Annotated in this window: 21 protein-coding genes and 1 pseudogene; 7 read left to right on the forward strand and 15 right to left on the reverse strand. The window is 71.2% G+C overall.

Annotation, left to right across the window (positions count from 1 at the left end; genetic code table 11):
- Positions 1-479: 479 nt before the first annotated feature.
- The 6 genes from AB0L95_RS03580 to AB0L95_RS03605 form a co-directional block, all read right to left on the reverse strand.
- Entirely contained in the window at positions 480-1367 is an 888-nt protein-coding gene (locus AB0L95_RS03580) for a FadR/GntR family transcriptional regulator (protein WP_365156186.1), read from the reverse strand.
- Positions 1368-1530: 163 nt separating this feature from the next.
- The gene (locus AB0L95_RS03585; protein WP_365156189.1) at positions 1531-3270 is read right to left on the reverse strand and encodes an ABC transporter ATP-binding protein; all 1740 of its coding nucleotides are present in this window, start codon (positions 3268-3270) and stop codon (positions 1531-1533) included.
- Between the two features lie 131 nt (positions 3271-3401).
- Positions 3402-4160, reverse strand: a complete 759-nt coding sequence (locus AB0L95_RS03590; RefSeq protein ID WP_365156192.1) for an NUDIX hydrolase — start codon at positions 4158-4160, stop codon at positions 3402-3404.
- A gap of 131 nt (positions 4161-4291) precedes the next feature.
- Complete coding sequence (locus tag AB0L95_RS03595) at positions 4292-6241, reverse strand: glycogen debranching N-terminal domain-containing protein (RefSeq protein ID WP_365156512.1); 1950 nt, start codon at positions 6239-6241, stop codon at positions 4292-4294.
- 389 nt (positions 6242-6630) lie between these two features.
- Entirely contained in the window at positions 6631-8316 is a 1686-nt protein-coding gene (locus AB0L95_RS03600) for a DUF4192 family protein (RefSeq protein WP_365156195.1), read from the reverse strand.
- A 226-nt stretch (positions 8317-8542) separates the two neighbouring features.
- Complete coding sequence (locus AB0L95_RS03605) at positions 8543-9046, reverse strand: hypothetical protein (RefSeq protein ID WP_365156198.1); 504 nt, start codon at positions 9044-9046, stop codon at positions 8543-8545.
- Positions 9047-9828: 782 nt separating this feature from the next.
- Between AB0L95_RS03605 and AB0L95_RS03610 the strand changes: the two genes are divergently transcribed.
- On the forward strand, positions 9829-10914 hold the full coding sequence (locus AB0L95_RS03610; protein WP_365156201.1) for a hypothetical protein: 1086 nt from the start codon (positions 9829-9831) through the stop codon (positions 10912-10914).
- 9 nt (positions 10915-10923) lie between these two features.
- On the opposite strand, the gene AB0L95_RS03615 is transcribed toward AB0L95_RS03610, so the two are convergent.
- Together AB0L95_RS03615 and AB0L95_RS03620 are read right to left on the reverse strand one after the other, a co-directional pair.
- Complete coding sequence (locus tag AB0L95_RS03615) at positions 10924-11256, reverse strand: hypothetical protein (protein ID WP_365156204.1); 333 nt, start codon at positions 11254-11256, stop codon at positions 10924-10926.
- A 163-nt stretch (positions 11257-11419) separates the two neighbouring features.
- A pseudogene (locus AB0L95_RS03620) lies at positions 11420-11683 on the reverse strand (GlsB/YeaQ/YmgE family stress response membrane protein); the annotation flags it as partial.
- A 243-nt stretch (positions 11684-11926) separates the two neighbouring features.
- Between AB0L95_RS03620 and AB0L95_RS03625 the strand changes: the two are divergent.
- The 3 genes from AB0L95_RS03625 to AB0L95_RS03635 all read left to right on the forward strand — a co-directional run bounded on the left by AB0L95_RS03625 (position 11927) and on the right by AB0L95_RS03635 (position 15653).
- The gene (locus tag AB0L95_RS03625; RefSeq protein ID WP_365156207.1) at positions 11927-13072 is read left to right on the forward strand and encodes a TerD family protein; all 1146 of its coding nucleotides are present in this window, start codon (positions 11927-11929) and stop codon (positions 13070-13072) included.
- A gap of 188 nt (positions 13073-13260) precedes the next feature.
- Positions 13261-13623: a metalloregulator ArsR/SmtB family transcription factor gene (locus tag AB0L95_RS03630; protein ID WP_365156210.1), complete on the forward strand. Its 363-nt coding sequence runs from the start codon at positions 13261-13263 to the stop codon at positions 13621-13623.
- A 320-nt stretch (positions 13624-13943) separates the two neighbouring features.
- Positions 13944-15653 carry an LCP family protein gene (locus AB0L95_RS03635; RefSeq protein ID WP_365156213.1) on the forward strand — a complete coding sequence of 570 codons (1710 nt, stop codon included), beginning with the start codon at positions 13944-13946 and terminating at the stop codon, positions 15651-15653.
- A gap of 85 nt (positions 15654-15738) precedes the next feature.
- Here the strand turns inward: AB0L95_RS03635 and AB0L95_RS03640 are convergent, their stop codons facing one another.
- The gene (locus AB0L95_RS03640) at positions 15739-17898 is read right to left on the reverse strand and encodes a RecQ family ATP-dependent DNA helicase (protein WP_365156216.1); all 2160 of its coding nucleotides are present in this window, start codon (positions 17896-17898) and stop codon (positions 15739-15741) included.
- 346 nt (positions 17899-18244) lie between these two features.
- On the opposite strand from AB0L95_RS03640, the gene AB0L95_RS03645 reads away from it, so the two are divergent.
- A complete protein-coding gene (locus AB0L95_RS03645; protein ID WP_365156218.1) occupies positions 18245-18880 on the forward strand; it encodes a hypothetical protein in 636 nt (211 codons plus the stop codon).
- Between the two features lie 420 nt (positions 18881-19300).
- On the opposite strand, the gene AB0L95_RS03650 is transcribed toward AB0L95_RS03645, so the two are convergent.
- The 3 genes from AB0L95_RS03650 to AB0L95_RS03660 all read right to left on the reverse strand — a co-directional run bounded on the left by AB0L95_RS03650 (position 19301) and on the right by AB0L95_RS03660 (position 21435).
- Positions 19301-19912 (reverse strand): hypothetical protein, encoded by a 612-nt coding sequence (locus AB0L95_RS03650; RefSeq protein WP_365156221.1) that lies wholly within the window; start codon positions 19910-19912, stop codon positions 19301-19303.
- A gap of 69 nt (positions 19913-19981) precedes the next feature.
- Positions 19982-20683, reverse strand: coding sequence for a ribonuclease HII (locus tag AB0L95_RS03655; RefSeq protein WP_365156224.1), 702 nt, complete (start codon positions 20681-20683; stop codon positions 19982-19984).
- Positions 20684-20811: 128 nt separating this feature from the next.
- The gene (locus AB0L95_RS03660) at positions 20812-21435 is read right to left on the reverse strand and encodes a TetR/AcrR family transcriptional regulator (protein WP_365156227.1); all 624 of its coding nucleotides are present in this window, start codon (positions 21433-21435) and stop codon (positions 20812-20814) included.
- A 173-nt stretch (positions 21436-21608) separates the two neighbouring features.
- Here AB0L95_RS03660 and AB0L95_RS03665 point away from each other — a divergent pair, with 173 nt between their 5' ends.
- Positions 21609-23156: an MFS transporter gene (locus AB0L95_RS03665; protein WP_365156230.1), complete on the forward strand. Its 1548-nt coding sequence runs from the start codon at positions 21609-21611 to the stop codon at positions 23154-23156.
- A 139-nt stretch (positions 23157-23295) separates the two neighbouring features.
- On the opposite strand, the gene AB0L95_RS03670 is transcribed toward AB0L95_RS03665, so the two are convergent.
- From AB0L95_RS03670 to AB0L95_RS03680, 3 genes are all read right to left on the reverse strand, one after another.
- Complete coding sequence (locus tag AB0L95_RS03670; RefSeq protein WP_365156233.1) at positions 23296-24201, reverse strand: ADP-ribosylglycohydrolase family protein; 906 nt, start codon at positions 24199-24201, stop codon at positions 23296-23298.
- A 92-nt stretch (positions 24202-24293) separates the two neighbouring features.
- Positions 24294-24953 carry a histidine phosphatase family protein gene (locus tag AB0L95_RS03675; RefSeq protein WP_365156236.1) on the reverse strand — a complete coding sequence of 220 codons (660 nt, stop codon included), beginning with the start codon at positions 24951-24953 and terminating at the stop codon, positions 24294-24296.
- Positions 24954-25108: 155 nt separating this feature from the next.
- Positions 25109-25714, reverse strand: coding sequence for a YdbC family protein (locus AB0L95_RS03680; protein WP_365156239.1), 606 nt, complete (start codon positions 25712-25714; stop codon positions 25109-25111).
- 143 nt (positions 25715-25857) lie between these two features.
- On the opposite strand from AB0L95_RS03680, the gene AB0L95_RS03685 reads away from it, so the two are divergent.
- Positions 25858-26400, forward strand: coding sequence for a TerD family protein (locus tag AB0L95_RS03685; protein WP_365156241.1), 543 nt, complete (start codon positions 25858-25860; stop codon positions 26398-26400).
- The last annotated feature ends 53 nt before the right edge of the window (positions 26401-26453 follow it).

Raw genomic sequence — 26453 nt, forward strand, 5'->3', positions numbered from 1 at the left:
GCCGTGAACGGCGTCCGTATTCCTTCCTCGGCTATCACCTCTTAGGTCATCGCGCAGTTCCGAAGAGCGTTACGCCCAATCTGCGTGGCCCGAGTCACACCCCGTAACCGCTTAAAAACGCCCAGATGTGGGCAGAGGTGATCGATTGTTGTCGTGATCGATGTCTCGGTCCTCGCGGCGCCAGGCCCCTCCCCCGCCGACGCCCCGCGCCCGACCCCGAAGTCCATGATCGACGGTGGGAGTCCACGGCCGGGATCACCACCGATTCCGCCGGTCGCCGGGACCGGCGGCGGACATTGCACAGCGGCATCACCTACCCCGGCGGTGCCGACGGCCGCCACCGGTCTCCGTCGGGCTCCGCCGGGTCCCGGAAGGATCCGACGGAGCCCGACGGCGGGAGATCGGCGCCCGGCCGCGGCGGGGGCGGGTGCTGCCCGGCGAGGAACCCGGTCCCGCTCACACCGGCCGCGGGGCGCGGATCAGTGCTCGCGAGGCGCGGGCACCACGCGCTCCACCTCGGGGTGGACGGTGAGCAGTTGACGCATCGCCCCCTCGGCGGCCGCGCCGTCACCCGAGGCGAGCGCGTCCACGATCCGGCTGTGCTGGGCCAGGGCCGCGTCGTTCGGGCGGTCGCAGCCGGTGACCGGGCCGCCGGAGACCTGGAGTGCGGCCGAGACGATCCCCGAGAGGTGCTCCAGCATGCGGTTGCCGGCGACCTGGATGAGCAGCGAGTGGAACTCCGCGTCGGCGCGCGAGAAGGTCAGGGAGTCACCCTGCCCCATGGCGTGGCCCATGATCTCGACCATGTCGCCGAGCCGCTGCTGCACCTCCTCGCGCCCGTGGCCGGCGGCGAGACGCGCCGCGAGCGGCTCGATGGTCCAGCGCAGCTCGCTGAGCTCGCGGCGCTGGTCGTCGCGCTGCGGCCCGAAGGCCCGCCACTCGATGATGTCCGGGTCGAGGAGGTTCCAGTCGCTCACGGGGCGCACGCGCGTGCCGACGTTCGGGCGGGCGCTGACCAGGCCCTTGGCCTCCAGGACGCGCAGCGACTCACGGACGACGGTGCGCGAGACCTCGAAGCGCTGGCCGATCTCCTCGGGCACCAGCGGGCGGTCCGCGCCGAGGTCGCCGGAGACGATCATCTGGCCGAGCTGCTGGACGAGTTGGCCGTGCAGGCCGCGTCCGCGGCTGCCCGCGGCGCGTCGGCCGACGCGGCCCAGTTCCGGGTCCGCGCCCTCCCAGGAGGGCGTGCCGACGCGGTCGGGGGAGGGCGTCTCGGCGTAGGGGTAGCGGTCGAGTTCGCCCGGTCCGGCCAGGCCGGAATCTGCTGAACGGGCGGCGGTCATCATGGTGTGCGCAAGGGTACTCACGGATCCTTTGTCGGCGCCCTCTCCAACTCCCTTGAGGTCTTTGGTGAAAAGCACACGAAAGGGTGATCGCTCACCCTGTCGCAATTGACGCCTTATCGGAAAGAAACGGGCTTTCTCCGAGGAACTTTCGCACAGGGCAGATACAGATCGACACGGACCGTGTTCATCGGGCCCTGCCGCGCAGGGTGGTGAGCAGGTAGGCGCCGAGCAGCGCGGCCAGGGACAAGGCCAGTGCGCCACCCACGGGTTGGGCGATCATCCGCACCGCGGCGGCCAGATACCGCCCCCCGCCGAACGGCCACTGAGACAGCACCGCCTCCCGCATCCGCGCCGCAAACCCCGCCGCGGTCCCGACGGACCCTGTCTCCAGCGCGTTCCGCACCAGGGGTACGACGCCCACGGGCACCGCCAGCACTGCGGCGAGCCCGGCGGTCATGGACCGGAAGACCCCGGCCGCCAGCACACCGGCCCAGGCGCATCCCACGACCAACCCGGCCCAACTCGCGCTGGCGGGAAGCCAGTCGGCGGGAACCTCGGCCGCCTTCCGTCCGTAGACGACAGAGAGCACCTCGAAGTCGAAGCCAACGGTGAGAAAGGCCAGTGCCACCGCCGTGGCCCCGGTGACGAGGAGTTTCGCGGCGAGCAGCCCGAGCCGGCGGGGGACGCCGGCGCGATCCGCCGCCAGGGCGGGGTGACGGAACTCGTCCCCGAAGGCGACGGCACCGAGCAGTCCGGCGCCGAGCGCCGCGGGTGGCAGCGGGAGCCGCCACGGCCAGGCGGCCAGCAGCCGGTGCTGCGGGGCGTGGCCGGCACGGGCGAGGAGCAGGGAGAGGAGAGCGGAGACGACGAGTACGGCGGCCGCGGCGAGGGAGACGGTGCCGATCCCGGCGGCGCGGCGCAGTTCGTAGCGCAGTGGGTGCTGAGGGCCGGGAGCGGACCGGACGTCCAGGGGCGGCGGCAGCGGAGGCAGATCACCCGGCTCCGGCGTCTCCGTCGACGCGGACGAGGTTTTCCCGGCGACGGCGGTCGGCCCCATGTCTGCGATCTCGTCGGCGAGTTGATGTACGAGGATGCCGTGCTGGAACGCGATCTCGCCGATGTCGGCGCACGTACTGCCGTACACCGACAGCCGGTTGCCGTCCTCGTGGACGACCTCCACGGAACGCCGGGCGATTCTGGCCTCTTTGACGAGGAGGTCGCCGAGCCGGGCGGCGTGCGGGCTGCGGACGGTCACGCGGGGCCGCAGCCGGGTGCGGGCAAAGTCAGCGGCTTCCTGGTCCGCGACGAGCCGACCCTCGTCGAGCGTGATGACGCGGTCGGCGGTGAGTGCGGCCTCCTTGGGGTCGGCCGTGGCGAACAGAACGGTGCCGCCCCGGGCGGCGTGCGCCCGAAGCACGCCGTGCAGCCAGCGGCCTTCCCGGGCGGACAGCCCGGCCGCCGGATCGTCGAGCACCAGGCTGTGCGGATCGGCGAGCAGGGCGCAGGCGAGGCCGAGGTGACGGTCCATGCCGCGCGAGAGGGTGTCCAGGCGTTCGTCCTGCAGACCGACGAGTCCGACCGCTTCGAGGACGTCGTCGGCGCGGCGCGCGGGCACACCCACGGCGGCGCACAGCATGCGCAGATGTCCGCGGACGGTGCGGGCGGGATGACCGGGCACGTCTCCGAGGAGAACCCCCACTTCGCGCGCTGGACGGGCAAGGCCGTGCAGCGGTCGGCCCCGGAAGTATGTGATGCCGCGGCCCGGTTGGAGTTCGAGCAGGAGCCTCAGCACTGTCGTCTTGCCGGCACCGCGGGCTCCGAGGAGCGCCGTCACCTGACCTGCGCGCGCCTCGAAGGACACGTCGTCGACGACGGGCGACAAGTCCTTGCGGGGATCGCCGGTCAGTCCGATCGCCTGGATCACTCGAAGCAAGATAGCGCGATATGTCTGCTTTTTCGGTCACCCTGACAGGGAGGCGTCGACTCCCGTCCCGCGCGGCCCGTGCCGGAAGGCGCGCGTCGGCGCGCTGCTCAGACCTCGGGCCGCAGCGGTGATCAGACCTCTGGCCGCAGCATGGGCGGGTTGAGCAGTGTGGCACCGCCCGCGCGGAACAGTTGCGCGGGGCGACCGCCCTGCCGGGTCGTCGTACCGCCCGTGGGGACGAGGAAACCGGGTGTGCCGGTCACCTTGCGGTGGAAGTTGCGCGGGTCCAGCGCCACGCCCCATACGGCCTCGTAGACCCGTCGCAGCTCGCCGACGGTGAATTCGGCCGAGCAGAAGGCGGTGGCCAGCGAGGAGTACTCGATCTTCGAGCGGGCACGCTCGACGCCGTCCGCCAGGATCTGCGCGTGGTCGAAGGCGAGCGGCGCCGCCTGCTCGCCGTCCCTGCCGTAGCCGCCTTGCTGCAGCAGCTCCTCCACGGGCGCCCAGCGCGCGCTGTTGGCGTCTCCGCCGGCCCGAGGCGCGGGCAGGTCGGGGGCGAGTGCGAGATGAGCGACGCTCACCACTCTCATCCGCGGGTCGCGCTTGGGGTCGCCATATGTGGCCAGCTGTTCCAGATGGGCACCGTTGTCCTGTGCCGGTGCGGCCGGGTCGTGTGCGCGCAGTCCCGTCTCCTCGGCCAGCTCGCGCGCCGCCGCCTGCGCCAGGTCCTCGTCCGCCCTGACAAAGCCGCCCGGAAGCGCCCATCGCCCCTGGAAGGGCGGCTCCCCCCTCCGCACCGCCAGCGCACACAGGGCATGGCGGCGCACGGTCAGCACGACCAGGTCCACGGTGACGGCGAAGGGGGGAAAGGCTGACGGGTCGTAGGGCATGCCGCGATCATAGTCGTCTGCCTGACGATAAACACTCCCTTCGTCACCCGCTTCGGCGGTAGATCCACATCTGTCCGGTACGGCTGTCGCCGGCCACTACCGCGCACCGTCCACGAGCATGTCTCCCGAGGTCACACCCCCAGCTGCAGTCCGTCGGCCGCCTCCTCCACCATCGCGAGGCCAAGGCGCCCGACGCGCACGGAGAACGGGGCTCCCGCGAGTCTCAATCCCCTCAGCACGATCTCTCCGAGCGGCGCGCTGCGGACGGGGCTCAGGGTCACCGTTCCGGCCGGGACGTCCGGACGGATGCCGACAAGCGCGGTCAGAAGCAGCACCCCGGCGGCGGCCGCCGTTGCGGCCGGGCGGCAGGCAGCCGGATGCGGCAGGGGCGCACCCCCTTCGGTCCGCGGTTCTCCGGCGAACATCTCGGGCAGCCGGTGTCCGAACGCCTCCGCCGCGGCCAGCAGCCCGTGCAGCAGCCCGCTCGCCTCCTTCTCGTAGCCGGCTGCGGCGAGTCCCGCGGCGGCGACTGCGGTCTCCGGGACCCGCACGGCTCCGCCGCGGTGCCCGAACGGGTTGTACGCCGACTCCGTGGCGGCCAGGCCGCGCAGCCCCCAGCCCGAGTCCATGGCCGGACCGGCGAGCAGTCGGGCGAGTTGCTCGGTCCTCACCTTGTCGAGCAGTCCGGGCGCCGGCATGCCGGCGCCGAGCAGGCCGGTGTCGAGGAGATGCGCGGCGCCCGCAGCGAGGTGCGGAACCAGCCGTCCGTCGCGGGTGCGTGCGGCCGCCGGTCTGCCGCCCGACCGGTCCTCGATCCAGAAGTCCTGACAGAACGCGCCGCGCAGTTCCTCGGCCCACTGACGCAGATGCGGCCCGCCGGGACGCCCGTACGCCTCCAGTAGATCGGCACCGAGCACCGCGGCCCGGTGGGCGTAGGCCTGGGTCTCACAGCGCAGCAAGCCGCCCGGCTGCGGGTCGGGGAGGTAGACGCCGTCGCCGACGGTGGTGCGCAGCCACCGCAGACAGTGCTCGGCCGCGGGCAGCAGCTCTGCCGTCTCCCGCTCCAAAAGCCCCCAGCGCCGGGCCTCCGCGAGGAGCACGGGGAACAGCAGGGTGGCCTCGGTGCCCATGCAGCTCGGCGGAAGGTGCGGCCCCGCGTCCCGTCGGGGGCCCGGGATCATGCCCGACCGAAGGCCCGGGCCGCCAAGTTGGGTGCGGGCCAGGATACGCAGCGTGCCCGCGGCAAGCCGAGTGCCGAGCGGCAGCGTCATCCGGGCCGCCGCCAGGGACTCGGCGGGGGCCGGTCCGCAGCGCCAGGGTGCGCCCGCCGCGAGATGGGTGTCGGAGGGGTGCAGCGGGTCGCGCAGGAGAAGGGCCTGCAGGTCCTCGACACAAGTACGCAGAAGCGGCTCGACTCTGGGGTCGTCTCCACCGGCCCGGGCCTGCGCAAAAGGGCTCCCCGCGGCGCGCCCCACAGCCCTGACCGGCCCCGTGCCGTCCGACCGCACTCTCAGTTCCAGACTCCGAGTGCCCCCGGGCGGCAGCACCCACTCCCAGCGCAGCAGCCCCGCGGAGGCGAGCGCATCGGTGGGCGGCGGGTCGGCGGTGATCGCGCAGTCGCCCTTCGGACCGGACCACCGCAGCGCCGCGTCGTGCACGCTGGCGGTGAGTTCGGGCCCCGGGTCGCCCGCGGCGATCGCACCCAGCTCTGCGAGGTCCGCGCCGAGGGCCACCTCCACGGGCAGCCGCAGGGGGCGCTGCGCCGCGTTGTGCAGGGTGATCCGCTCGATACCGTCCGCGGACCGGATGCGCTCCACGACGACATCCGGGTCGGGCCCGGAGTCCGGCGACGCGTGCACGGTTCCGATGAAGCGGGCCCGGTCGGCCCCCACCATCCGGGCCTGCACCGGGATCGGCTCCCGCCCCGCCACCCGCAGCCGGCAGCGGGAGAGCACCCGTCGGCCCGCCCGGTAGAACCCCTCCAGGCCTTGCCCCGTCAACTGCCCCTCGTGGGTGGAGATCACCAGCCCGGGCAGGGCGACACAGATCAGCGCGGCGTGGGCGGGCGGCAGGTCGGCGATGCGACGGGCCGGGGCGGCCGGGCGCTGGGGCGGACCCTGGACCCGCCGGTCGGCGCGCGGCACGGAAGCCGGTGTTCCAACTGGCTCTCCACGCTCGGCCGGTGAGACACCCCCCGACGCGGAAAACGCCGAGGGACCGAGGCCGAACGGGCTGCCGTGGTGGGCTGAGGGCGGTGGGGGGAGGGACATGAGGCGGCTTCCTGTGCGCTCGGTGCGCCCCGGGCGCGGCCGGCACCGGGTGAGGGGCTCCGGAGGGTCGTGAGCGGTGATGGGTGGCGCGACCCGGGCCCGGGCTCCGCCACTCAGGTGAACGGCGCGGACCTGCCCAGGGTCACGCCCATGAGAGGGGAAGCCCACCGAACGGTGGTGCCGCGGACAGCAGGACTCACTCATGTGGCCTCCTCCCCCTTACGTCGGCCGAAACCGCGGTGGGCCCTGAGCCGGCTGTCCGCGCCTTCGGCCGCCCGAGGTGACCGGTCGTGATGTGGCCCCTCGCCCGCAGGGGTGTCACCAGGCCGCCGTCGCCTGGCATCGGGCGCCCCCGGAGAACGACGGCTCGGCCTGGTCCCGCTCCCGGGTCGCACCCTGCGCCGCCTTCGGACAGGGACACGCTGTGGCGCGGAGGGCTCCGCGTCTTCGAGGCGCTCCTGGACCATGTCCCGGGACGAGTCGGACGTGTCGGAGGACAACGGGGCGGATGTGCGGCGTTCCGACGGGGTGGATGTGTCGCGCGCTGAGGGGGTGGGTGTGTCGAGTTCCGACGGGGCGGATGTGTCGAGTGCTGACGTGGCCGACGTGTCGTGCGCCGGCGTGGCGGTGAGGTCCGGCGTCACCGCGACGGTCTGGTCCGGTCCGGGTCGGCCCGCTCGCTCCGCCCGCAGGCAACGACGGACGGTCTCCGGATCCAGGCCCTCGTTGCACGCCTGGTGCAGCAGGCGGGCGAAGAGGTAGTCCGGGTCAGCGCCCAGGGCCATGGCGAAGGCCTCGCGGGCCTCCAGTTCGTCGCCGGTCGACCAGGCGACCCATCCGGCGAGCGTCAGGGGCGCCGCGGCGTGCTCACCGTACGGGCCGACGCAGCGGCGGGCGAGGGCGCGCCACAGGCGTAGTGCCGCAGGGGCCTCGGCACCCTCCATCCACTCCGCGGCCCGGTCTCGTGTCGTGCGGTCCTGCAGACCGAGAATCAGGGCCGCTGCCTCGTCGTGGGCCAGGAGTTCGTCGTCGCGCAGGTCCGCCGCCTCCGTACCCGGCACGGGTGGTGCTGCGCCGAGCCGGTCCATCATCCGCTCGACCAGTGCGAGCGTGTCCGCGGCCACGTCCTCGCGGCTGTCGCCGTCGAGAATCCGTGGGACGAGCGCACGACTCGCGCTGTCCAGCGCCGCCTCCTGCACGCGGGCGGCGTCCGTCTCGCACGGGCTCAGCCTGACCCTGAACTCCTTGAGGCTGCCGCGCACTTGGAGGCCGGCATAGGTCGCCGCGGCGGCCAGGACCGAGGTGCCCGGCAGGCCCATCGGCTGTCCTTCGGGCGGACAGCAGCCCGGGCTCGGGCAGCAGTACGACCAGAAACGTCCGTCGGAGATGCACAGGGCCTCCACCACCGGGACGTCGAGGCTGCCACAGGCCGTGCGCAGCGACTGGGCAAGCGGTCGGAGGCGTTCCATCACCTCGCGTCCCGTCTCGCCGCTCGCGGCGGGTTCCTGGACGAGGTAGACGACCATGCTCTCGGGCCGGGCGCCTCTGCGCTCGCTGCCGGTCACCAGTCCACCGGCCAACTGCTGGGCCACGGACGGCCAGTCGTCGGGATGGGCGGGGATACCGAGCCGTGCGCGCCCGCCGAACCTCCCCCTCCTTTCCCGATCGTGCAGCGCGACCAGCACGATGCTGTCCTCGGAGCGGTACCCGAGCAGATAGGGCAGGGCGTCGGCCAGCTCGGCCGGTGTGCGCAGGGTGACCTGGGGCTCGCCGTGCGGTCCCGAGGGTCCGTGCCTTCCGTAGGCCGTGGTCTCGCCGTCGTGGTGGGAGGGACCGCCGCTCTCGCCGATGCCGGAGCAGCCGGCCGCTTCGTCGTGGTTCGTCATGCCGCGACCATCTCGCGGATCTTGAGGTTCCGCTTGGGCTGTGGACAACCGCGGCCATGGGCACGCCAGAGGTTGTCCACAACTCGTGAGGCTCAACCGCACGATGTCCGGTCGATCGGGTTGCATGGACGTCATGACCGACGAACACAGGGAAGGCCACACCGTGCGGGTGCGGCCGTCACAAGCACGTTGGGTCCGGCCCAGCAGCACGCCCGGCATCACCCACTCAGTCAGAGCAGGGCACACCCAGTCCCGGAAGCCGGGCATCTGCCAGGCCACTGGTGACGGACCCGAGAGGAGCGGCGCACGTGCATCGAGTCACGGTCGCCGTGAAGAATCCGCTGTTGTCGGAGTAGAAGTCGTCGTTCACCGCAAGAAACAGTTCCCCACGGCCCACCAGCGTTGTCGGCCCCGTCCCGATGTACTGCCACGGCCCGTTTCCGATCCGGCCGATCAACGACCAACTCGGCACCCCCTGCAGTGGGAAGCCCTGCCCGGCGAGCCTCGTGGGATCACCCCCGGGACCGAAGGTGGGGGTGCCATTGCTGGTGATGGCGATCAGTCCCGTCGCGGTGAGGCGCACGGCCTCGCGTACACACACGCCGGTGTCGATCTCGCCCGTGGCATTCGGGAATCCATGGGGACCGGCCACTGCCGGGACCTGAACGGTTCGGGCGTGCTGCTGGAAGATGGGGCAGGCAGGCACGCCGGTACCCTGCTCGGCCGCCACGGCGCTGGGGGTCGTCACCAGGGCCAGCGCCGTCGCAGCGGAGGCGCACATCCATCTGCGGCGGCTCACCGCCCCTGCGATCGCCTTCAGACGTGCTCTTGCCTTCATACCCGCCGAGCCCTTTCGTTGTTCCTGAGCTGCAGCGGCACACCCGTGCAGCCCCGCCTGAGGAAGGCCGACCGGACGACCACAAGAAGCACATCCGAAGGAAGACCGCCGGCCGGTCACTCCAGTAGTGCACGGGAGAGCCGCGATGAGGCTTCACGGCGATGCGAAGGGACTGTGGACCAACCGAACGGCGCACTCACCGCCGGAGCTCGGTGATGAGCGCTCACGTCACGGCGCTCCCGGCTCCGCTGCTTCGGGCGGCGTCGTTGCCGCATTGGCGGCCGTCCTGCTGCTCGTCGCGGCTGTCGCCCGGCCCACCCTGCACCGGGCCGAGCGAGCTGACCTTCCTGTCGCCGGTGCGGCCGGCGCCCTGAGCCGCAGCCCGGTTTACTCCGTCGTTCGAGGCACGAGGCGCCACAGGGCTGCCGCGGCCGCGAGCAACGTGAGGGTCATGACGACCCACCACAGCCGGAAGGCGGTGGCGTGGAGGGTCGGCCCTGGTCGCCCGCTCCAACCTCGTCCTGGCCGGAGTCAGTGACGGCGCCTCGGTCATCTCCCAGTCCAGCACCTCCAACGACGGGCTGAGGGGGTCCGACGTCACCCGGCTGACCATCAAGGACCTCACCTTCCAGGGGCCGGGCAGCGGCAGTGGCAACGGCATCGTCCTGACCCGGGTGGCCAACCCCGCGACCGTGTCCCTGGAGTTCTCCCGTGTCACGGTGAAGTACTTCGGCGGCAGCGGCATCGACCTGTCCAACCCCATCGTGTCCACCTTCAACACGGTGACCTCGGCCAACAACGGCAACCACGGCTGGACCATCCACGGTGTCTCCGGCGGGGCCGCGGGTACCAGCTGCTCGTTCGTCTCCTACTACGCCGACACCGTCACCAACACCGGCTTCCACATCGACACCATGGCCTACTGCTCCTTCGTCAGCTGCGCCGCCGACCACTGCGGCATCGGCTACGAGGTCACGGGCACCGGCAGCCAGGCCATCAGCTTCACCGGCTGCGGCACGGAGTCCAATGTGAACCGGGGAACCGGATACGACGGCTACGGCTGGAAGATCAACGCCGCGATCGGCGTCGGCCTGTGGAACTGCTTCACCTACGCCAGTCCCAACTCGAGCATCTGGGTCACCGGCAACGCACGCGCGGTCAGTGTCTTCGGCTTCGCGGAGAACACGCCGGCCGCCTCGGCCACCAACTCGATCGTGGTCGACTCCGGCTGCTCAGCCTCCCTCGGGGACTTCAGCAACGTCAAACCACTGTCCCTGGCCGGCTACACCAACGTCACCAACGACACCCAGGGCGGCACGGTCGCCGTCGGCTTCGTCTACGGCGCCGGCTCCGCGTACTACGAAGGCAACGTCTCCACGACCGCCTCCCCCACCCAGGCCCAGCACCTGACCCGCAAGGACTACGTCGACTCCAAAGCGGCCCCGGCTCCTGTCACGCTGACCGACGCGTCGACCATCGCCACCGACGCCGCCCAGGGAAACCTCTTCCGCGTCACCCTCGGTGGCAACCGCACGCTCGGCACGCCCACCAACCCCACCGACGGACAAGTCGCCACCTGGGAATTCATCCAGGACACCACCGGCAGCCGGACCCTCACCCTCAGCTCCGCCTTCGGCCTGGGCTCGACCATCTCCTCCATCACACTGACGACCACGGCGAACAAGCGGGACTTCCTCACCGCGATCTACAACGCCGCCAAGAGCAAGTGGTACGTCATCGACTTCGCCAAGGGCTACTGAGCGGCCGCTTCAAACGGTGCCGGCGGGCGACCGGACAAACCTCACGCTCACGAACGTGGCGTTCTCCAGCCCCGAGTCGGGGGGAAGCGTCTCCTCGGCGTCGCCACGGCAGCCGGAATACGCGTACAGCTCGACGCTGCCGTTGGTCTCGTTGAGGATGCGGCCCTGTCCGCTGACGTTGTAGCAGACATCGTCGAGCGGGTTGTACAGCATGTACCGGATGTTCCCGGGCTGCGTGGTGTACAGGAAGAACCCGGTGGCGGCATGGGCGCTGCCCATCGGCACCGTGAGGGCCAGCACGGTGGCGGCCGCGCCGGCGAGCAGGGCTCTGCGTACCCGCATCACAAAACCTCCCAGGGGCATTTCTTGCCTGAACACCCTCGGGCTTCCCGGCGCCTGCTCCCCTCACTCGCGGTGACCTGGCACATCACCCGCTCGGGTGGCCGAGGCCCCGGGCAGCGACTGCCGAGGCGCTCGGCGCCCCTGCCGGCCCACCCTCGGGTCGCTCTCGGGAGTTGCCGAAAAGGACGCGGTAGCCGATCAGCAGGACGAGAGAGCCGGCGATCGCCGCGCCCCAGGTGTAGAGGTCGAAGAAGTGCTTCTCCACGGGGCGGTCGAGGAAGCGGGCGGAGAGCCAGCCGCCGACGAAGGCGCCCGCGATGCCGATGAGGGTAGTGCCGATCAGGCCCCCCGGGTCGCGGCCGGGCAGCAGGATCTTGGCGATGGCTCCGGCGAGCAGTCCCAGGATGATCCAGCCGATGATGCCCACGTCGTCGTCCTCCAGTCGATGGGATCCGGCGGTGTCCGCCAGACGCCTGTTGCTGTGCATTGCTTGATTGCGCAAGCGTAGGGACCGGTTCGAAGGCGTGGCGAGAGCGGACTGACGCCTGAGAATGAGCCGTTGAGGTTCTGTCACATGATCAAGACATTTGCGCAATCGGGGAACTGAAACCGCTAGGGTCGCGTTGATCAGGATGAACGCGGGAAGCGGAAGCAGCTGCGGAGGACGTGCATGAGTGTGTCCCTGACCAAGGGCGGCAATGTGTCGCTGAGCAAGCAGGCCCCCGGCCTGACTGCGGTGACGGTCGGACTGGGCTGGCAGGCGAACACCGGTTACGACCTGGACGCCGGCGCGCTGCTGTGCGACGGGTCCGGGAAGGTGCTGTCCGACGAGCACTTCGTCTTCTTCAACAACCTGACCAGCCCGGACGGCGCGGTCCGCCACTCCGGAGACGGAAGCCCCGCCGACGGAGACGGCCAGCAGATCCACATCGACCTCGCCCGGGTCCCGGCCGAGGCCGTGAAGATCGTCTTCTCCGTGTCTCTCTACGAGAGCACGGCCCGCGGCCACAGCTTCGGCCAGGTGCAGCGCGCCCACATCCGCGTCCTCGACCAGGAGTCGGGCGCCGAACTGGCCCGCTACGACCTCAGACCCGGCAGCCTGTCGAACGAGACCGCGCTGGTCTTCGGCGAGCTGTACCGACACGGCGCGGAGTGGAAGTTCCGCGCCATCGGCCAGGGCTATGCCGCCGGACTCTCGGGCATCGCCGCCGACTACGGCGTGGACGTACTGCGGGAGACGGCGCCGAGCCCGAACCCTGCCCCCTCGCCTCAGGTGAACACCGGCACCCACGTGCCGCCTCTGCCCGCCGTACCACCACCGAGCGCCGTCCCGCCGCTTGCATCGCCTGCACCGCCTGCACCGCCTGCACCGATGTCTGTCGCACCACCGCAACCCACAGGGAGTTCCTCCGTGACGTGCTTCTTCGACCCCAGCCACGGCCCCGGCATGACGACCGTGACGTGGTCTCCCCAGTGGGGTGTCCCTCGGCCGATCCAGACGTGCGGCGGCTGCGCGCAGCGGGTGCAGACCACGCCTCCCCCGTTCTACACGCCGCCCCAGCAGGGCTACCCGCAGGCGGTGCCGCAGGGTTATCCCCAGCAGGGCTATCCGCAGCAGGGATACGCGCAGCCGTACGGAGAGCACTACGACCACCCCGACTACCACGACCACCAGCAGCAGGGCGGCGGACGGCGCTTCGGGACCGGGGCGCTCATCGGCGCCGGCGCGGCCGGCCTGATCGGTGGCGCGCTGCTGAACGAGGCGTTCGACGACGACGAACCGGACGTGGTCGTCAACAACTACTACGAAGAGTGACCGGAGACTACTACGAGGAGTGACCGGAACGACGACGAGGACTGACCGACCGATTCCGTCGCGGTCGGCCCGGCCGTCCGCTGAGGACGGCCGGGCTCTCCCCACAACGCGTGTGCGCCGAGGGCGGACACCTACACTGGGTGGGCGCGTGTGCGGCGACTGTGATGTGGGCGGAACGGGAGAGGACCGTGGGGGAGAGCGTCGGTGGCTTCGAGGACCCGTCCGCCGAGGTTCTGGCGGAGGCGGCCGCGGCGTTCGGACTGCTCGCCTCGCCGGCCCGGCTGCACATCATGTGGGCGCTGTTCCAGCGTGAGAGCGATGTCACGCACCTCGCGGATCGCGTCGGTGGTGCGCTGCCCTCGGTCAGCCAGCATCTGGCGAAGCTGAAGCTCGCCGGGCTCGTGCGTTCCCGTCGTGAAGGCCGGCGACAGGTCTACTACGTCGACGACCCGGACATCGCGACCGTGGTGCGCGTGATGCTCGGGCAGCTGACCGTGCGCTCCTACCAAGCCTCCGCCCCGGTGGGTTCGCTGCGCCGGACCGGTGGCTGAGAGCACCACGGCCGGCCGCGGGGCAGGATGCCGTGGGCAGGACACAGCCAACAGGACAGGGCGTGCGAGGCGCCACCCGCCCGCCACCCGCTCTTGCCGGTGCGGAGTGGTGGGACGCCGTGATGGTTCCATGAGATCCCTCACTTGTGAATTGCGGCAGGAGCTGTGCTGCTCTGGCTATGGATTTGTTAGATTGCGCAACTACGCAACCAAGGTGAAGTCCGCACGTCGTGCCTCGCCTGCCCGTACACCGCCGTGCACGCCCGGCCCCACATCCGACGGCCCGGCTTGCTGAGGCCGACCGTTCATGGGAGTGGGAGATGAGCGACCCGTGGGACGGCCCGGGCAGCCAGGCCACGCGCAGCCACAAGGCCCGGGTGGTCGCCCAGCGAACGGCCGCGCCTGACGAAACGCGCCTGCCTGGCGGCCGGGGCGCGGCACGAGCGGCCTCCCGCTCGCGCGGCGGCCCGGGGTCGCGACGGTCCCGGCCGGTCCGGCGCGGCAGGCGTGTGCTGCGGATCATCGGGATGTGCCTGGCGATCCTGGTGCTGGGCACGGCCGGTGTCGGCTGGTGGTTCTACGAGCACCTCAACGACAACATCCACAGCGTCTCGCTCGACGGCAAGGGCGGATCGGAGAAGGCCGACGCGTTCGGGCGCACCCCGATCAACATCCTGGTCATGGGCTCGGACGGGCGCACCAGCACGGAGGACTGCAAGCTCGGCGGCGGCTGCTCGAAGACCGGCGTGCAGACCGGCAGCGGGAACGCTGACGTGGAGATGGTGATGCACATATCGGCGGACCGCTCCAACGCCACCGTCATGAGCATCCCCCGCGACACCATGGCCAACGTCCCGGCCTGCAAGGACAGCGCGAGCGATGTCTCCACGGCCGGCTACTACGGCCAGGTCAACAGCGCGCTGCAGTACGGCCCCGCCTGCCAGGTGGCCACCGTCCACCAGCTCACGGGCATCCCCATCGACCACTTCGTCAAGCTCGACTTCTCCGGCGTGGTCAAGATGTCCGACGCGGTCGGCGGCGTGTCCGTGTGTGTCAGCGACAACGTCTACGACACGTACTCGCATCTGAAGTTGTCCAAGGGCGCCCACACCCTCAAGGGCGTCGCGGCACTGGAGTTCGTCCGCTCCCGGCACGGCTTCGGCGACGGCAGCGACCTCGGGCGGACCGTCTCCCAGCACATCTTCCTCAGCGCGATGATGCGCAAGTTCAAGAGCGCGGGCACACTCATCGACCCCACCGCGGTCTACGGTCTCGCGGATGCCGCCACCAAGGCGTTGACCGTGGACGACGGTCTCGGCAGCGTCAAGAAGCTGATCGGGCTCGCGTCCGACGTGAACAAGGTCCCCACGAAGCGGATGACCTTCACCACCATGCAGACCGCTCCCGACCCGGCCAACCGCGACCGCGTGGTGGTGGGCCAGGGCGCCAAGCCCCTCTTCGCCGCCATAGCCAACGACCAGTCCCTGACGACCGGTTCCGGCGCGAAGTCCACGGCGGCCTCCGCGACAGCACCGGCGACAGCCCCCACCGTGCCCGCGTCCCAGATCGCCGTGACGGTCGAGAACGGCACCGGCATCTCCGGCCGCGCCTCCGGCATCGCCGGCGCACTCACCGACGCGGGCTTCAGCTCCGGCACGACCACGGCCAACGCGGCGAGCCCTGCGAGCAGCACCACCCTCAGCTACGGCGCCGGGCAGAAGGGCGAGGCCCAGACGGCCGCCAAGGCCCTGGGGCTGCCCGCCTCGCACCTGAAACAGGGCACCGGGACGGGCCTGACCCTGGTGATCGGCAGCGATTGGCCGAGCGGTAACTCGTACCCCGGCGGCTCGTCCGCGCCGGCACCGGCCGACACGAAGGCCGCGGTCTCCAACGCCCACGCCCAGACCGCCGACCAGGCCAAGACCTGCGCCAAGGTCAGCCCGTACCGGACCGTCAGCCTCAACGGAGTCCCCATGACGCCGTCCCAGGCGTACGCGGCGGCGAAGAAGCAGCCTGACTCCGACTCCTGAGACCGGCACCGGGTCCGGGTCCGGTCCACGGGTCCGAGTTCGGTCCGGGTCCGGTCCACGGGACCGTCGGACCCGGCCAGGACGGTCAGCCCGCCGCGGCGAGCACCAGCGGCAGGACCTGGCCGGCCCCCGTCTTCCTCAGCAGGCGGGCGGCGACGGCGAGGGTCCAGCCGGAGTCGGTGTAGTCGTCCACGAGCAGGACGGGCCCCGGGGTACGGGCCAGGGCGTCGGCCAGGTCCTCGGGGAGGGTGAAGGCGGCGGACAGTGCCCGGAGCCGTTGCGCGGAGTTACTGCGTCGTGCCGCGTGCGCGCCACTCGGCTCGGTGTAGGCCAGGGCGCCCAGGAAAGGCAGGCGCCCGATGTTCGCGACGCCCTGAGCGAGGGACGCCACCAGTCGGGGGCGGGCCAGGGACGGTACGGCGACGACCCCTACGGGCCGGGGGGAGGCGTCGGGGCCGTCCGACATCCAGCCGCCCGGAGAGCGCGCCCAGTCGGCGAGGACAGTCACCACGGCCTTCAGCACGTCCTCGGGGACGGGTCCGTCCTGTGCCTGCTCGGACAGCAGCGGACGCAGCCGGTTGCCCCAGCCGATGTCGGAGAGCCGCCCCAGGGCCCGGCCGGGGGAACATTGTTCCTGGGCCGCGATGCGTCCCTTGAGCTCGACGCCCAGTGCGGGCATGCCGGTCGGCCACATCCGGCGCGGCTCGATCTCCGCCCCCGGGCGGCCCAGCTCCTTCGTCGCCCCCGCCAGGCTCTCCATCGAGACGGCGGGGTCGGCCCAGGCGCCCGCGCAGTTGTCGCAGCGGCCGCACGGCGCGGCCTCCTCGTCGTCCAGTTGGCGACGCAGGAACTCCATGCGGCAGCCGGTGGTGGCCGCGTAGGAGCGCATCGCCTGCTGCTCGACGGCACGCTGCTGGGCCACCCGGGCGTACCGCTCCGCGTCGTACGCCCAGTCGGCACCCGTGGCGATCCATCCGCCCTTCACCCGGCGTACGGCGCCGTCCACGTCCAGCACCTTCAGCATCGTCTCCAGCCGACTGCGCCGGAGATCCACCGAGGCCTCCAGGGCCGGCACGGACACCGGCCGTCCCGCCTCGGCGAGGACCGCGAGCGTCCGGCGCACCTGGTCCTCCGGCGGGAAGGCGGTCTCCGCGAAGTAGCGCCAGATCGCCTCGTCCTCCTTGCCCGGCAGCAGCAGCACCTCGGCGTGCTCCACGCCGCGGCCGGCGCGGCCGACCTGCTGGTAGTAGGCGATGGGCGAGGACGGCGAGCCGAAGTGCACCACGAAGCCCAGGTCCGGCTTGTCGAAGCCCATGCCCAGCGCGGAGGTCGCCACCAGCGCCTTGACCCGGTTCTGGAGCAGGTCGTCCTCCGCCTGCTGACGGTCGGCGTGCTCCGTCCGGCCCGTGTACGAGGCCACCTGGAGGCCGCGCTGTCGCAGGAACGCGGTCGCCTCCTCGGCCGCCGCCACCGTGAGTGTGTAGATGATCCCGGAGCCCGGCAGCTCGTCCAGGTGCTCGGCGAGCCAGGCCAGCCGGTGCGCGGCGTCCGGCAGCTGCACCACGCCCAGCCGCAGGCTCTCCCGTTCGAGCGGGCCGCGCAGCACCAGTGCCTCGCCGCTGCTGGTGCCCAGCTGCTCGGCCACGTCCGCCGTGACCCGGGCGTTGGCCGTCGCCGTCGTGGCCAGCACCGGGACGCCGGGGGTCAGGTCCGCGAGCATCGTGCGCAGTCGGCGGTAGTCGGGGCGGAAGTCGTGGCCCCAGTCGGAGATGCAGTGCGCCTCGTCCACCACGAGGAGGCCTGTCGTGGCCGCGAGCTTGGGCAGCATCTGCTCTCGGAAATCAACGGAATTCAGGCGTTCAGGGCTTACCAGGAGAACATCGACGTCGCCGCGCTCGACCTCCCCGTGGATCGTCTCCCACTCCTCCGGGTTGGCCGAGTTGATGGTGCGCGCATGGATACCGGCCCGTGCCGCCGACTCGACCTGGTTGCGCATCAACGCCAGCAGCGGCGAGACGATCACCGTGGGGCCGGAACCGCGTCGGCGCAGCAGAGCAGTGGCCACGAAGTACACCGCCGACTTGCCCCACCCGGTGCGCTGCACCACCAGCGCGCGACGGCGCTCTACCACCAGGGCCGCCACCGCCTGCCACTGGTCCTCCCGCAGCCGCGCCGCCCCTGTAGGATCACCGACCAGCTCGGCGAGGATGGCGTCGGCTTCGGCACGCAGCTCCAGAACGTTCATACCTCCCATGCAACCCGACGGCACGGACAATCGGCCACTTCGCCCCACGTGACGGACGGCACGGCCCCGTGATCACCAGGGTGTGACCGCTGGTCCTCGCCGGGCAGGCGTGATCAGCCCTCTCCCCGGGAAGCCATTGAGCAGACCGCGGGCAGGGATATAGGTCGCACACCAGCACAAACCGGCCGGTGGCCCCAATTGCTCGTTGCCGCATTCCAGTTCGACGGGAAGAATTAGGAGTCCGCTCCCCGCACGGCTCGTACGTGATCCGAGAGGGCTGTGCTGGGGTGTGCGCCCCCGAGTCCGACCCCGCCCGCAGTCCGGGCGCGTAGCCGAAGGGAGGATCGTGACCTTCGGATTCGCTCCGTCCTCGGCGGCATCCATGTCGGCCTCCGCCGAACTGTCCGCCGCTTCCGCCAACCCCCTGACCCGCATGCTCGAGCCCGCAGAATGGGCAGCCGCCGGGATACCTCTGCTGCGCAGCCCCCGGGAAATCGTCGGCGAACTGCACGCCCTTCACCAGCCACGGCTCTCCACGGCCGTCGTGGCCGTTCTCGACCCGGACGAACGGCTGCGGGCGAGCGCCTCGTTCACGCGGCGTCCGGCACCGGCGGACGGCTGGGTGTTCCGCAACGCGCTGCTCGCCCAGCTGCGCCGCGTCATCCCGCACGACCTGCGCCGCCGTACGCCGGTGCGGACCGCCGTGCTGCTCTACTGCCGTGAGGGGGACGGTCGTTGGACGGAGGAGGACGGGGCGTGGATGTGGGGCCTGCGCGACGCGTGCACCTTGCACGGGCTGCGCTGCGGTGCGTACATCACGCTGACGCGTGACGGCTGGCAGGTCCTCGGCGAGGGGCGCGGTGGACGCCGCCCCAACGCGGAGTCCTCGGCGGAGCCCTTCGGGCTGACCGGCGGGACGCCCCCGCTGCCGCGCACGGGAGGCGTCGCCTCCGAGGTGCTGCGCCGGGCCGCCGCCCGCTGAGGCGCCCCGAAGGGGAACTGCGCCGCCGTAGCACCGGGGCGTGCCCCGAGGCCGTACGACCACGGGCGCGAACGCGGAGCAGCCCGGAGGCAGCAGCTCCGGCCCCGTACGCCCGCGCGTCGACGCACCCAGGCGCCCACGCACCGAAGACCACGCCCTGCCCGGACATGAACGCGAAGGTCTTCGCACCGGGAGTCGTCGCCTGCCGACCCCAGCGGGGGTCCTCACACGGGACCGTAGGCCGCCCTCCCGGTCCTGGGCGCAGTCGCCCGGGCTCCGTGCATACCGAAGCGACCGCCGTGTCGGTGCCGCCCAAGCGTCACCGCGCCGTTCGGCCCCTCGTGGTCCGGGGCCGACCCGGCTCCGGGCCCTCGGTGCGGGACGCGCAGCGTGCGAGCGTAGAGGTCCGGACCGGACCGCTCAGACGCCCACGCCCAGCACCGAGTTGATCTGCTCCGGATCCCCGCAGACGATCAGCAGGGCACCGGCCCGGCCGAGCGCCAGCGGAAGCGCGGTGGCGACAGCGGCGTCGGAGCCGCCGTTGACGGCGGCCACGACCACCGGGCGGGTGGCGGCGCGGGACGCGACGGAGGCGTCGGCGTAGAAGACGTCGTCACGGGCGTCGTGCTGCGCCCAGTACGACGCTTCGCCGAACGACATCTCGTGCGCGGCCCACGGGTGCGACTCGCCGGTGGTGATCACCAGCACGTCGCCGGGGGCGCGGCCGGTCTCCAGCAGCAGGTCGACGGCTTCTTCGGCGGCATCCAGCGCACCCTCGGCCGAGGCCGGGATCAGCTGGATCTGCGGGGTGGCGGCGGGAGTGGACGGCCCAGGCTTGGCCGCGGCCGGCTCGCGCGTGGTGCGCTGTGCCGGCATCGGCCGGACGGGCCCCGGACGACCGGGACGCGCTGGGGCCGCGGGGCGGGGGCCGGGTACAGGACGGGGGGTCGGCGCGGTCCGGCCGGCGGCCGGCGTGACGCGGGGACCCTGGGCACTCTCGTGAATCTGAGGCTCCTCGGGAATGAGAGGCATGAGCTGATTTTTATCAAACGCCGGTGCTGGTCGCGTCGGCGGGTGGCACATGAGTGCGATCGGAACGGGTCAGAAGTCGAAGCCGAGCTGGCCTTCGATCTCCGGCACGTGTCCGTCCGCCCGGCTGCGGACCTTCTTGAGATGCCGCCACTGGGGCAGCGCATCAAGATACGCCCACGACAAGCGGTGGTACGGGGTGGGGCCCCGCTCCTCCAGCGCGGCCTTGTGCACCGGCGAGGGATACCCGGCGTTGGCCGCAAAACCGAAGTCTGCATGGTCGATACCCAGTTCGGCCATCATTTTGTCTCGGCGGACCTTGGCGATCACCGATGCCGCGGCGACCGCCACACAGGACCGGTCACCCTTGATCACCGTACGCACCCTCCAGGGCGCTCCGAGATAGTCGTGCTTCCCGTCGAGGATGACCGCGTCGGGCCGGACGGGCAGCGTGTCGAGGGCGCGTACCGCGGCGAGCCGGAGCGCTGCCGTCATCCCGAGGTCGTCGATCTCCTCGGGTGAGGCATGACCGAGGGCGAAGGCCGTCACCCACTGTTCCAGCTGCCGGGCGAGCTCGGTGCGGCGCTTGACGGTGAGCAGCTTGGAGTCGGTGAGACCCAGGGGTGGTCGGCGCAGGCCGGTGACTGCGGCGCAGACGGTGACGGGACCGGCCCAGGCACCGCGCCCCACCTCGTCGACACCGGCGATGACCTTCGCTCCGGTCGTTGCGCGAAGGGAGCGCTCGACGGTGTGGGTAGGCGGTTCGTACGGCATGGCGCCCTTAGCGTACGCCGCCCGGATCCCCGCGCGACACCCAGGTTTCCCCAGGCGACGGCACGCCCGGCGGGGGGCGTCCGCGATGGCCCCCGCGGGACCGCCCGGACGCACCCGCGGGACACGGTTCAGCCGCGCTCCGGCCGTAGCAGCGGCATCATCAGCTGATCGATCATCTCTACGATGTCCGGGTCACCCCATTCGCTCCCGCACATCTTTGAGCGATACATCATCATGGCGGGGACGGCATCGAAGACATATCCGTTCGCGGCGTCGGTGCGCACCTCACCCCGCTCGATTCCTCGGCTGATGACCTGGTGCAGCAGCTTGATGATCGGCTCTACGACCCCGTCGAAGATCACTCCATGGAATCGTTCAGCCTGCGTTGTGTCGCACTCGTGAATCACGGAGCGAAGCGCGAACCCGGGCCGTGAGTACAGCGCATCCCGGGCCTGCCGGCACAGCGCCAGCAGATCCTCGCGCACGTTCCCGAGGTCGGGCGCCACATCGAAGCGCGGCAGTCCGGCCTGGAGCGCGTCGGCGACGAGGTCCTCCTTGGACGGCCAGCGGCGGTAGACCGCGGCCTTCCCGGTCTGCGCGCCGGCGGCGACACCCTCCATGGTGAGGCCGTTCCAGCCGACCGTACTGAGCTGCTCCAGGGCGGCGTCGAGGATCGCGCGCTCGAGTACGGCACCGCGCCGACGAGGGGAGACCGGCTGGGCGGAGGTTTCCGTCCAGGGCGAAGTACCCATCTGTGATTCTCCGTTGAGCAAGGGGAAGCGGGGGTTCCGGGGAGGGGCGGGGGGCGGGGACGCATCGCGCGGCAAGAATTCAGTGAACGCTTGCGTTCACTGACGGGGACTCACTACCGTTTGACGCGACAGTGAACGCCAGCGTTCACTAACGCACTTGTGGGGGACCCATAGTGACAACCTCTCCATTGATCCAGGAAGACAAGCCGAAAGCCGCCCGCCGGGAGGGGCGTCCCGGCATCGCGCTGACCGTCATCGCGGCCTGCCAACTCATGGTGGTCCTCGACGCGACGATTGTGAACATCGCACTCCCGCACATTCAAGACGCCCTCAAGTTCAGCACGACCGACCTGACATGGGTGGTCAGCGCGTACACGCTGACCTTCGGCGGGCTGCTGCTTCTCGGCGGCCGGGCCGGGGACATCCTCGGCCGGCGCCGCGTGTTCATGACGGGCATCCTGCTGTTCACCTTCGCCTCGTTGCTCGGTGGACTCGCCCAGGAGCCATGGCAGTTGCTGGCCGCGCGCGCCCTGCAAGGGATGGGTGGCGCGATAGCGTCGCCCACCTCGCTGGCACTCATCACCACCACCTTCCCCGAAGGCCCGGAGCGGAACCGGGCGTTCGGAGTGTTCGCCGCGGTCTCGGCCGGCGGCGGCGCGATCGGTCTGCTGGCCGGCGGCATGCTCACGCAGTGGCTCGACTGGCGTTGGGTCCTCTTCGTCAACGTGCCCATCGGTGTGCTGATCGCCGCGCTCGCACCCCGCTACATCGACGAGTCCGAGCGTCACCCGGGACGTTTCGACATCGCGGGCGCGCTCACCTCGACGACCGGCATGGCGTCCCTGGTGTACGGCTTCATCCGGGCCTCCGAGAACGGCTGGCGGGACCGGGGCGCGATCGGCTCGTTCGCGGCGGCCGTGGTGCTGCTGCTCGCGTTCGCCTTCATCGAGGCGCGGGCGAAGGAGCCGATCACACCGCTGAGGATGTTCGCCGACCGCAACCGCTCGGGCACGTACGTGATCATGCTGTGCCTGGCCGCGGCGATGTTCGGCATGTTCTTCTACATCGTGCTGTTCGTGCAGAACGTGCTGGGCTACTCGCCCATCTCGGCCGGCGTGGCGTTCCTCCCGGTGACCGTGGCGATCGTGACCGGCGCGGGTCTGTCGCAGCGGTTCCTGCCGGTGCTCGGCCCCAAGCCGTTCATGCTGACCGGGGCGGCGCTGGTCGCGACCGGGCTCGGCTGGCTGACGTTCATCAGCCCCGACAGCTCGTACGTCTCCGGCGTGCTCGGCCCGATGCTGCTGTTCGGCCTGGGCATGGGGCTGAACTTCGTGACCTTGACGCTCACCGCGGTCTCCGGGGTCGCCCCGCACGAGGCGGGCGCGGCCTCCGGTCTGCTCAACACCACGCAGCAGGTGGGCGGCTCCCTCGGCCTGTCGATCCTGACCACGGTCTTCGGCACGGCCAGTCGGCACGAGGCGGACAAGCAGATACCGAGGTTCCTCGCGAACGGCACGGCCGAGCAGAAGGCGCAGTTCGCGAAGACCCACCAGTTGCCCGCTCCCTGGGGGCACGAGGTGCTCGCCCACGGAATCGGGACGGCGTTCCTCCCGGCCGCCGGAATGGCGCTGCTGGCGCTGATCATGGCCACTGTGGTGATCCGCGTACGCAAGAGCGACCTGGAGGCCCTCTCCGGCACGGCGGGGCCCGCCGCGGCGTGACGGCTCCCGTCCGCTCCCGTCCCCCGGTCCGTCGGGGGCGGGAGCGGAGCGCGGCCGGATCCCGCCCGGTGGCACGACGGTGAGGGCGACGGTCCGGCCGTCCGCGAGAGGGGTGGGTGCGGTCAGCGGTCCGGCCCGCCTACGCGAGCGCCGGAGCCCAGTCCGGCAACGGTTCCACCCGGTCCAGCCACTCCCCCGGCAGCGCGCCGGTCTTCCCGGAGGCGACCACCGAGCCGACGATGGCGCAGGTCGTGTCCATGTCGCCGCCCACCTGGGCGGTGGTCCAGAAGCCCTGCTGATAGTCACCGAGGGCGCGCGCGGCGGACCAGAGCGCGAAGGGCACCGTGTCGTGCGCCGTCGTACGCCGTCCGCTGCCCAGGACGGCCGCGACGGTCGCCGCGTCGCCGTAGTCGAGCATGTCCCGGGCGCGTCGCAGTCCCATGCCGACGGCGCTCTTCGGTACGAGCGTGACGACTCCGTCGAGCAGCGCCCCGGCGCTCGGCGGTCCCGCCGGATCGGCGGCCAGGGCGGCGGCCGCGGCGACGGCCATCGCGCCGACCACGGCCTCGCGGTGCTGATGCGTCGGATAGGCGGAGATCTCCGCCTGGTGCGTCGCCTGCTCGGGGTCGTCCGCGTACCAGGCGCCGATGGGGGCGGCCCGTACCGCCGCGCCGCTGCCCCACGAGCCATGGCCCCTGAACATCGAGGCGGCCAGTTCCCGCCAGTCGCCGCCGGCGGCGATCCGCTCCAGCAGGAGGTCGATCGCCGGTTCGTGCCGACGGGCGGCACCGTGGTGCTCGGCGAGGGAGCGCGCCAGCGCGTCCTGGTCCACCCTGCGGTGCGCGGCCAGCACGGCGAGCACGGAAGCGGCCATCTCCGTGTCGTCCGTCCAGGGCCAGGGTCCGGGCGGCAGTTCGCGGCGCTGAAGCAGGGGGTAGTTCGCGGGAAGGAAGAACTGCGCGCCCAGCGCGTCTCCCACGGCCAGTCCGCGCAGGGCTGTCAGGGCGCGTCCCAGACGGCCTTCGGGAGCGGAGTCAGCGGTCATCTCTCTGCCACTGTATCCCGTGATCCAGTTCTGCCCCGTGATCCAGTGCGGGTCCGGATCTCTGTCCCGTGATCCAGTACAGGCCCGGAACTCTATCCCGTGATCCAGTACGGATCCGGATCGCGCCAGCGTTCGAACGGCCGGTCGAGCGTGTATCTGCCGTCGTCGCCGAGGACGAGCATGCGTGTCTCGCCGTTCCCGGGGTTGGAGAGCGACTCGAATTCGGCGACCGTCCAGTGGAACCAGCGCATGCAGAACAGCCGCATGGCCAGGCCGTGCGTCACCAGCAGCACGTTCGGCGGGTGGTCGGGGGCCTCGAAGCTCCGGAACAGGCTCTCCAGGAAGCCGCCGACCCGGTCGTAGACGTCGGCACCGGACTCTCCCTGGGCGAAGCGGTAGAAGAAGTGCCCGTAGGCGTCCCGGTAGGTCTTCTGCAGCCGTAGGTCATCACGGTCCTGCCAGTTGCCCCAGTCCTGCTCGCGCAGCCGGGGCTCCTCGCGGACGCGGACGAATTCGGGGTCCAGGTGGAAGGCGCGGAGCGTCTCGTGGGTGCGGCGGTACGGGGAGACGTACACGCTGACCTGCTCCTGACCGAAGACCTCCCGCAGCCGCTTGCCCGTCTCCTCGGCCTGCCGCCATCCCCTCTCGGTGAGCGGCAGTGCGTGGTCGGGCTCGCGTTCGTACACGGAGTCATCGGTATTGCCCACCGACTCGCCGTGTCGGACAAGGACGATGCGCCGTGGTCGTGCCATGCCGAAACCCTAGATCGAGTGACGGCCGAACGGGCACCCGAAGAGCCCTCATACGGCACAGGTCACACTAGGGCCTTCGCCACACCTCGGTCCGGATCTCACGTTCACCGGGGTCGTCGGTGCAGCCGGGCCGCGGAATCACGCGCGGCGGGCCCTCACACCGTCCAGGCCGGCTCCAGTTCCACGATGTCGCCGGTGAGCGCCGCGACGTCCGCCTCCGTCTGAGCCCTCAGCGCCAGCCGTTCCACGCGCTCCTCGCGGTACTTGCCGTGCTCAGCCGCCGACTGCCACATCGACAGGATGAGGAACTCATGCCCCGGCCCCTCGCCGAACAGTCCGCGGATCATGCCCGGCGAACCCGCCATGGCCGGGTTCCAGACCTTCTCCTGCATCAGGGCGAAGTGCTCGGCCCGCTCCTCATGGATCCGGCAGTGGGCCACGCGCACCAGATCGGCGTCCGAGAAGCGGGGCTCGAAACCGGTCTTCACATCGAAGCGGTGGTCGAAGAGCCGGACCTGCTGGTCCTTGAACGTGCCCGACTGGGACGCGGCCAGCCGGTCGTGGGATCGCGCCATGAACGAGTCGTAGAAGGCGCGGCTCTCCCAGAACGCGAAGACATGCGCCACCCCGGGCCTGACCCGGCTGAAGCCGCCGCCCTGTCCCCGGAAGCCCGGCTCCCCCGGAAGCCCCGCCCACTTCCGCTGCCCCCGTTCGAAACCGCGGCGGTCCACCACGGTGCAGCGAGTCCACTTGACCAGCACCGCGCCATCGTAAGGCCCTATCGCGTGGCGCCGGTCACTCTCCGGTGGAGTGCACCCCGCCGAGCGCCCCGGCGCACGAGGCACAATGGACAACTGGGCCTTGGCGCAACGAAGTTCGCGCGAGGCTGTAGTGACGGGGAGGGATGAGAGAGATGACCGGTCTCAACAAGGGCATCAGCAAGGTCGAGTTGGCACTGAAGTGGGACCCCAGTCCGAACGGACAGTCGCCCACCGATCTCGACCTCATTGCCGCGACCTACTTGGCGGACGATCCTTATGGTGCCCCCGCCTATGTGGTGCACTTCGACAGCCGCTCCCCCGACGGCACGATCTATCTCAACCGCGACAGCCTGGACGGCAAGGGCTTCGGCTGGGACGAGGCCATGACGCTCGAGCTCTACCGGCTCGACAGCCGGTACGCGCGCGTGGTGGCCGGGGTCGTGATCCAGCAGCGCACCGGACACAAGACGTTCGTCGACGTCCTGAACCCGGCGGTGCGGCTGCGCGAGGGGTACACCGTGCTCGCCGAGGACGACTTCGCGGGCGCCCTGGGTGCGACGGCGGCGACGGTGGCCGAGTTCGTCCGCGACGGCTCGGGCGAGTGGACGTTCCACCCGGGACTGACCGGATACGACACGGATCCGGAGGGCTTCGCCCACGTCATGGGCGGATCCCGCACTTCCTGAGCCGTCTCTGCGACTTCCCGGGGAGCTCCCCCGGAGGGCAGTCCTCGACACCT

Origin of the sequence: Streptomyces sp. NPDC052036, from assembly GCF_040680495.1 — a bacterium.
Lineage (GTDB): Bacteria > Actinomycetota > Actinomycetes > Streptomycetales > Streptomycetaceae > Streptomyces.

Bases quoted from the DNA above. Each gene is read 5' to 3' on its own strand.
- AB0L95_RS03675 (WP_365156236.1), bottom strand. From the start codon at position 24,953: ATGGCACGACCACGGCGCATCGTCCTTGTCCGACACGGCGAGTCGGTG.
- AB0L95_RS03600 (WP_365156195.1), bottom strand. From the start codon at position 8,316: ATGACGAACCACGACGAAGCGGCCGGCTGCTCCGGCATCGGCGAGAGC.
- AB0L95_RS03640 (WP_365156216.1), bottom strand. From the start codon at position 17,898: ATGAACGTTCTGGAGCTGCGTGCCGAAGCCGACGCCATCCTCGCCGAG.
- AB0L95_RS03660 (WP_365156227.1), bottom strand. From the start codon at position 21,435: ATGGGTACTTCGCCCTGGACGGAAACCTCCGCCCAGCCGGTCTCCCCT.
- AB0L95_RS03685 (WP_365156241.1), top strand. From the start codon at position 25,858: ATGAGAGAGATGACCGGTCTCAACAAGGGCATCAGCAAGGTCGAGTTG.
- AB0L95_RS03670 (WP_365156233.1), bottom strand. From the start codon at position 24,201: ATGACCGCTGACTCCGCTCCCGAAGGCCGTCTGGGACGCGCCCTGACA.
- AB0L95_RS03635 (WP_365156213.1), top strand. From the start codon at position 13,944: ATGAGCGACCCGTGGGACGGCCCGGGCAGCCAGGCCACGCGCAGCCAC.
- AB0L95_RS03615 (WP_365156204.1), bottom strand. From the start codon at position 11,256: ATGCGGGTACGCAGAGCCCTGCTCGCCGGCGCGGCCGCCACCGTGCTG.
- AB0L95_RS03590 (WP_365156192.1), bottom strand. From the start codon at position 4,160: ATGCCCTACGACCCGTCAGCCTTTCCCCCCTTCGCCGTCACCGTGGAC.
- AB0L95_RS03625 (WP_365156207.1), top strand. From the start codon at position 11,927: ATGAGTGTGTCCCTGACCAAGGGCGGCAATGTGTCGCTGAGCAAGCAG.
- AB0L95_RS03650 (WP_365156221.1), bottom strand. From the start codon at position 19,912: ATGCCTCTCATTCCCGAGGAGCCTCAGATTCACGAGAGTGCCCAGGGT.
- AB0L95_RS03655 (WP_365156224.1), bottom strand. From the start codon at position 20,683: ATGCCGTACGAACCGCCTACCCACACCGTCGAGCGCTCCCTTCGCGCA.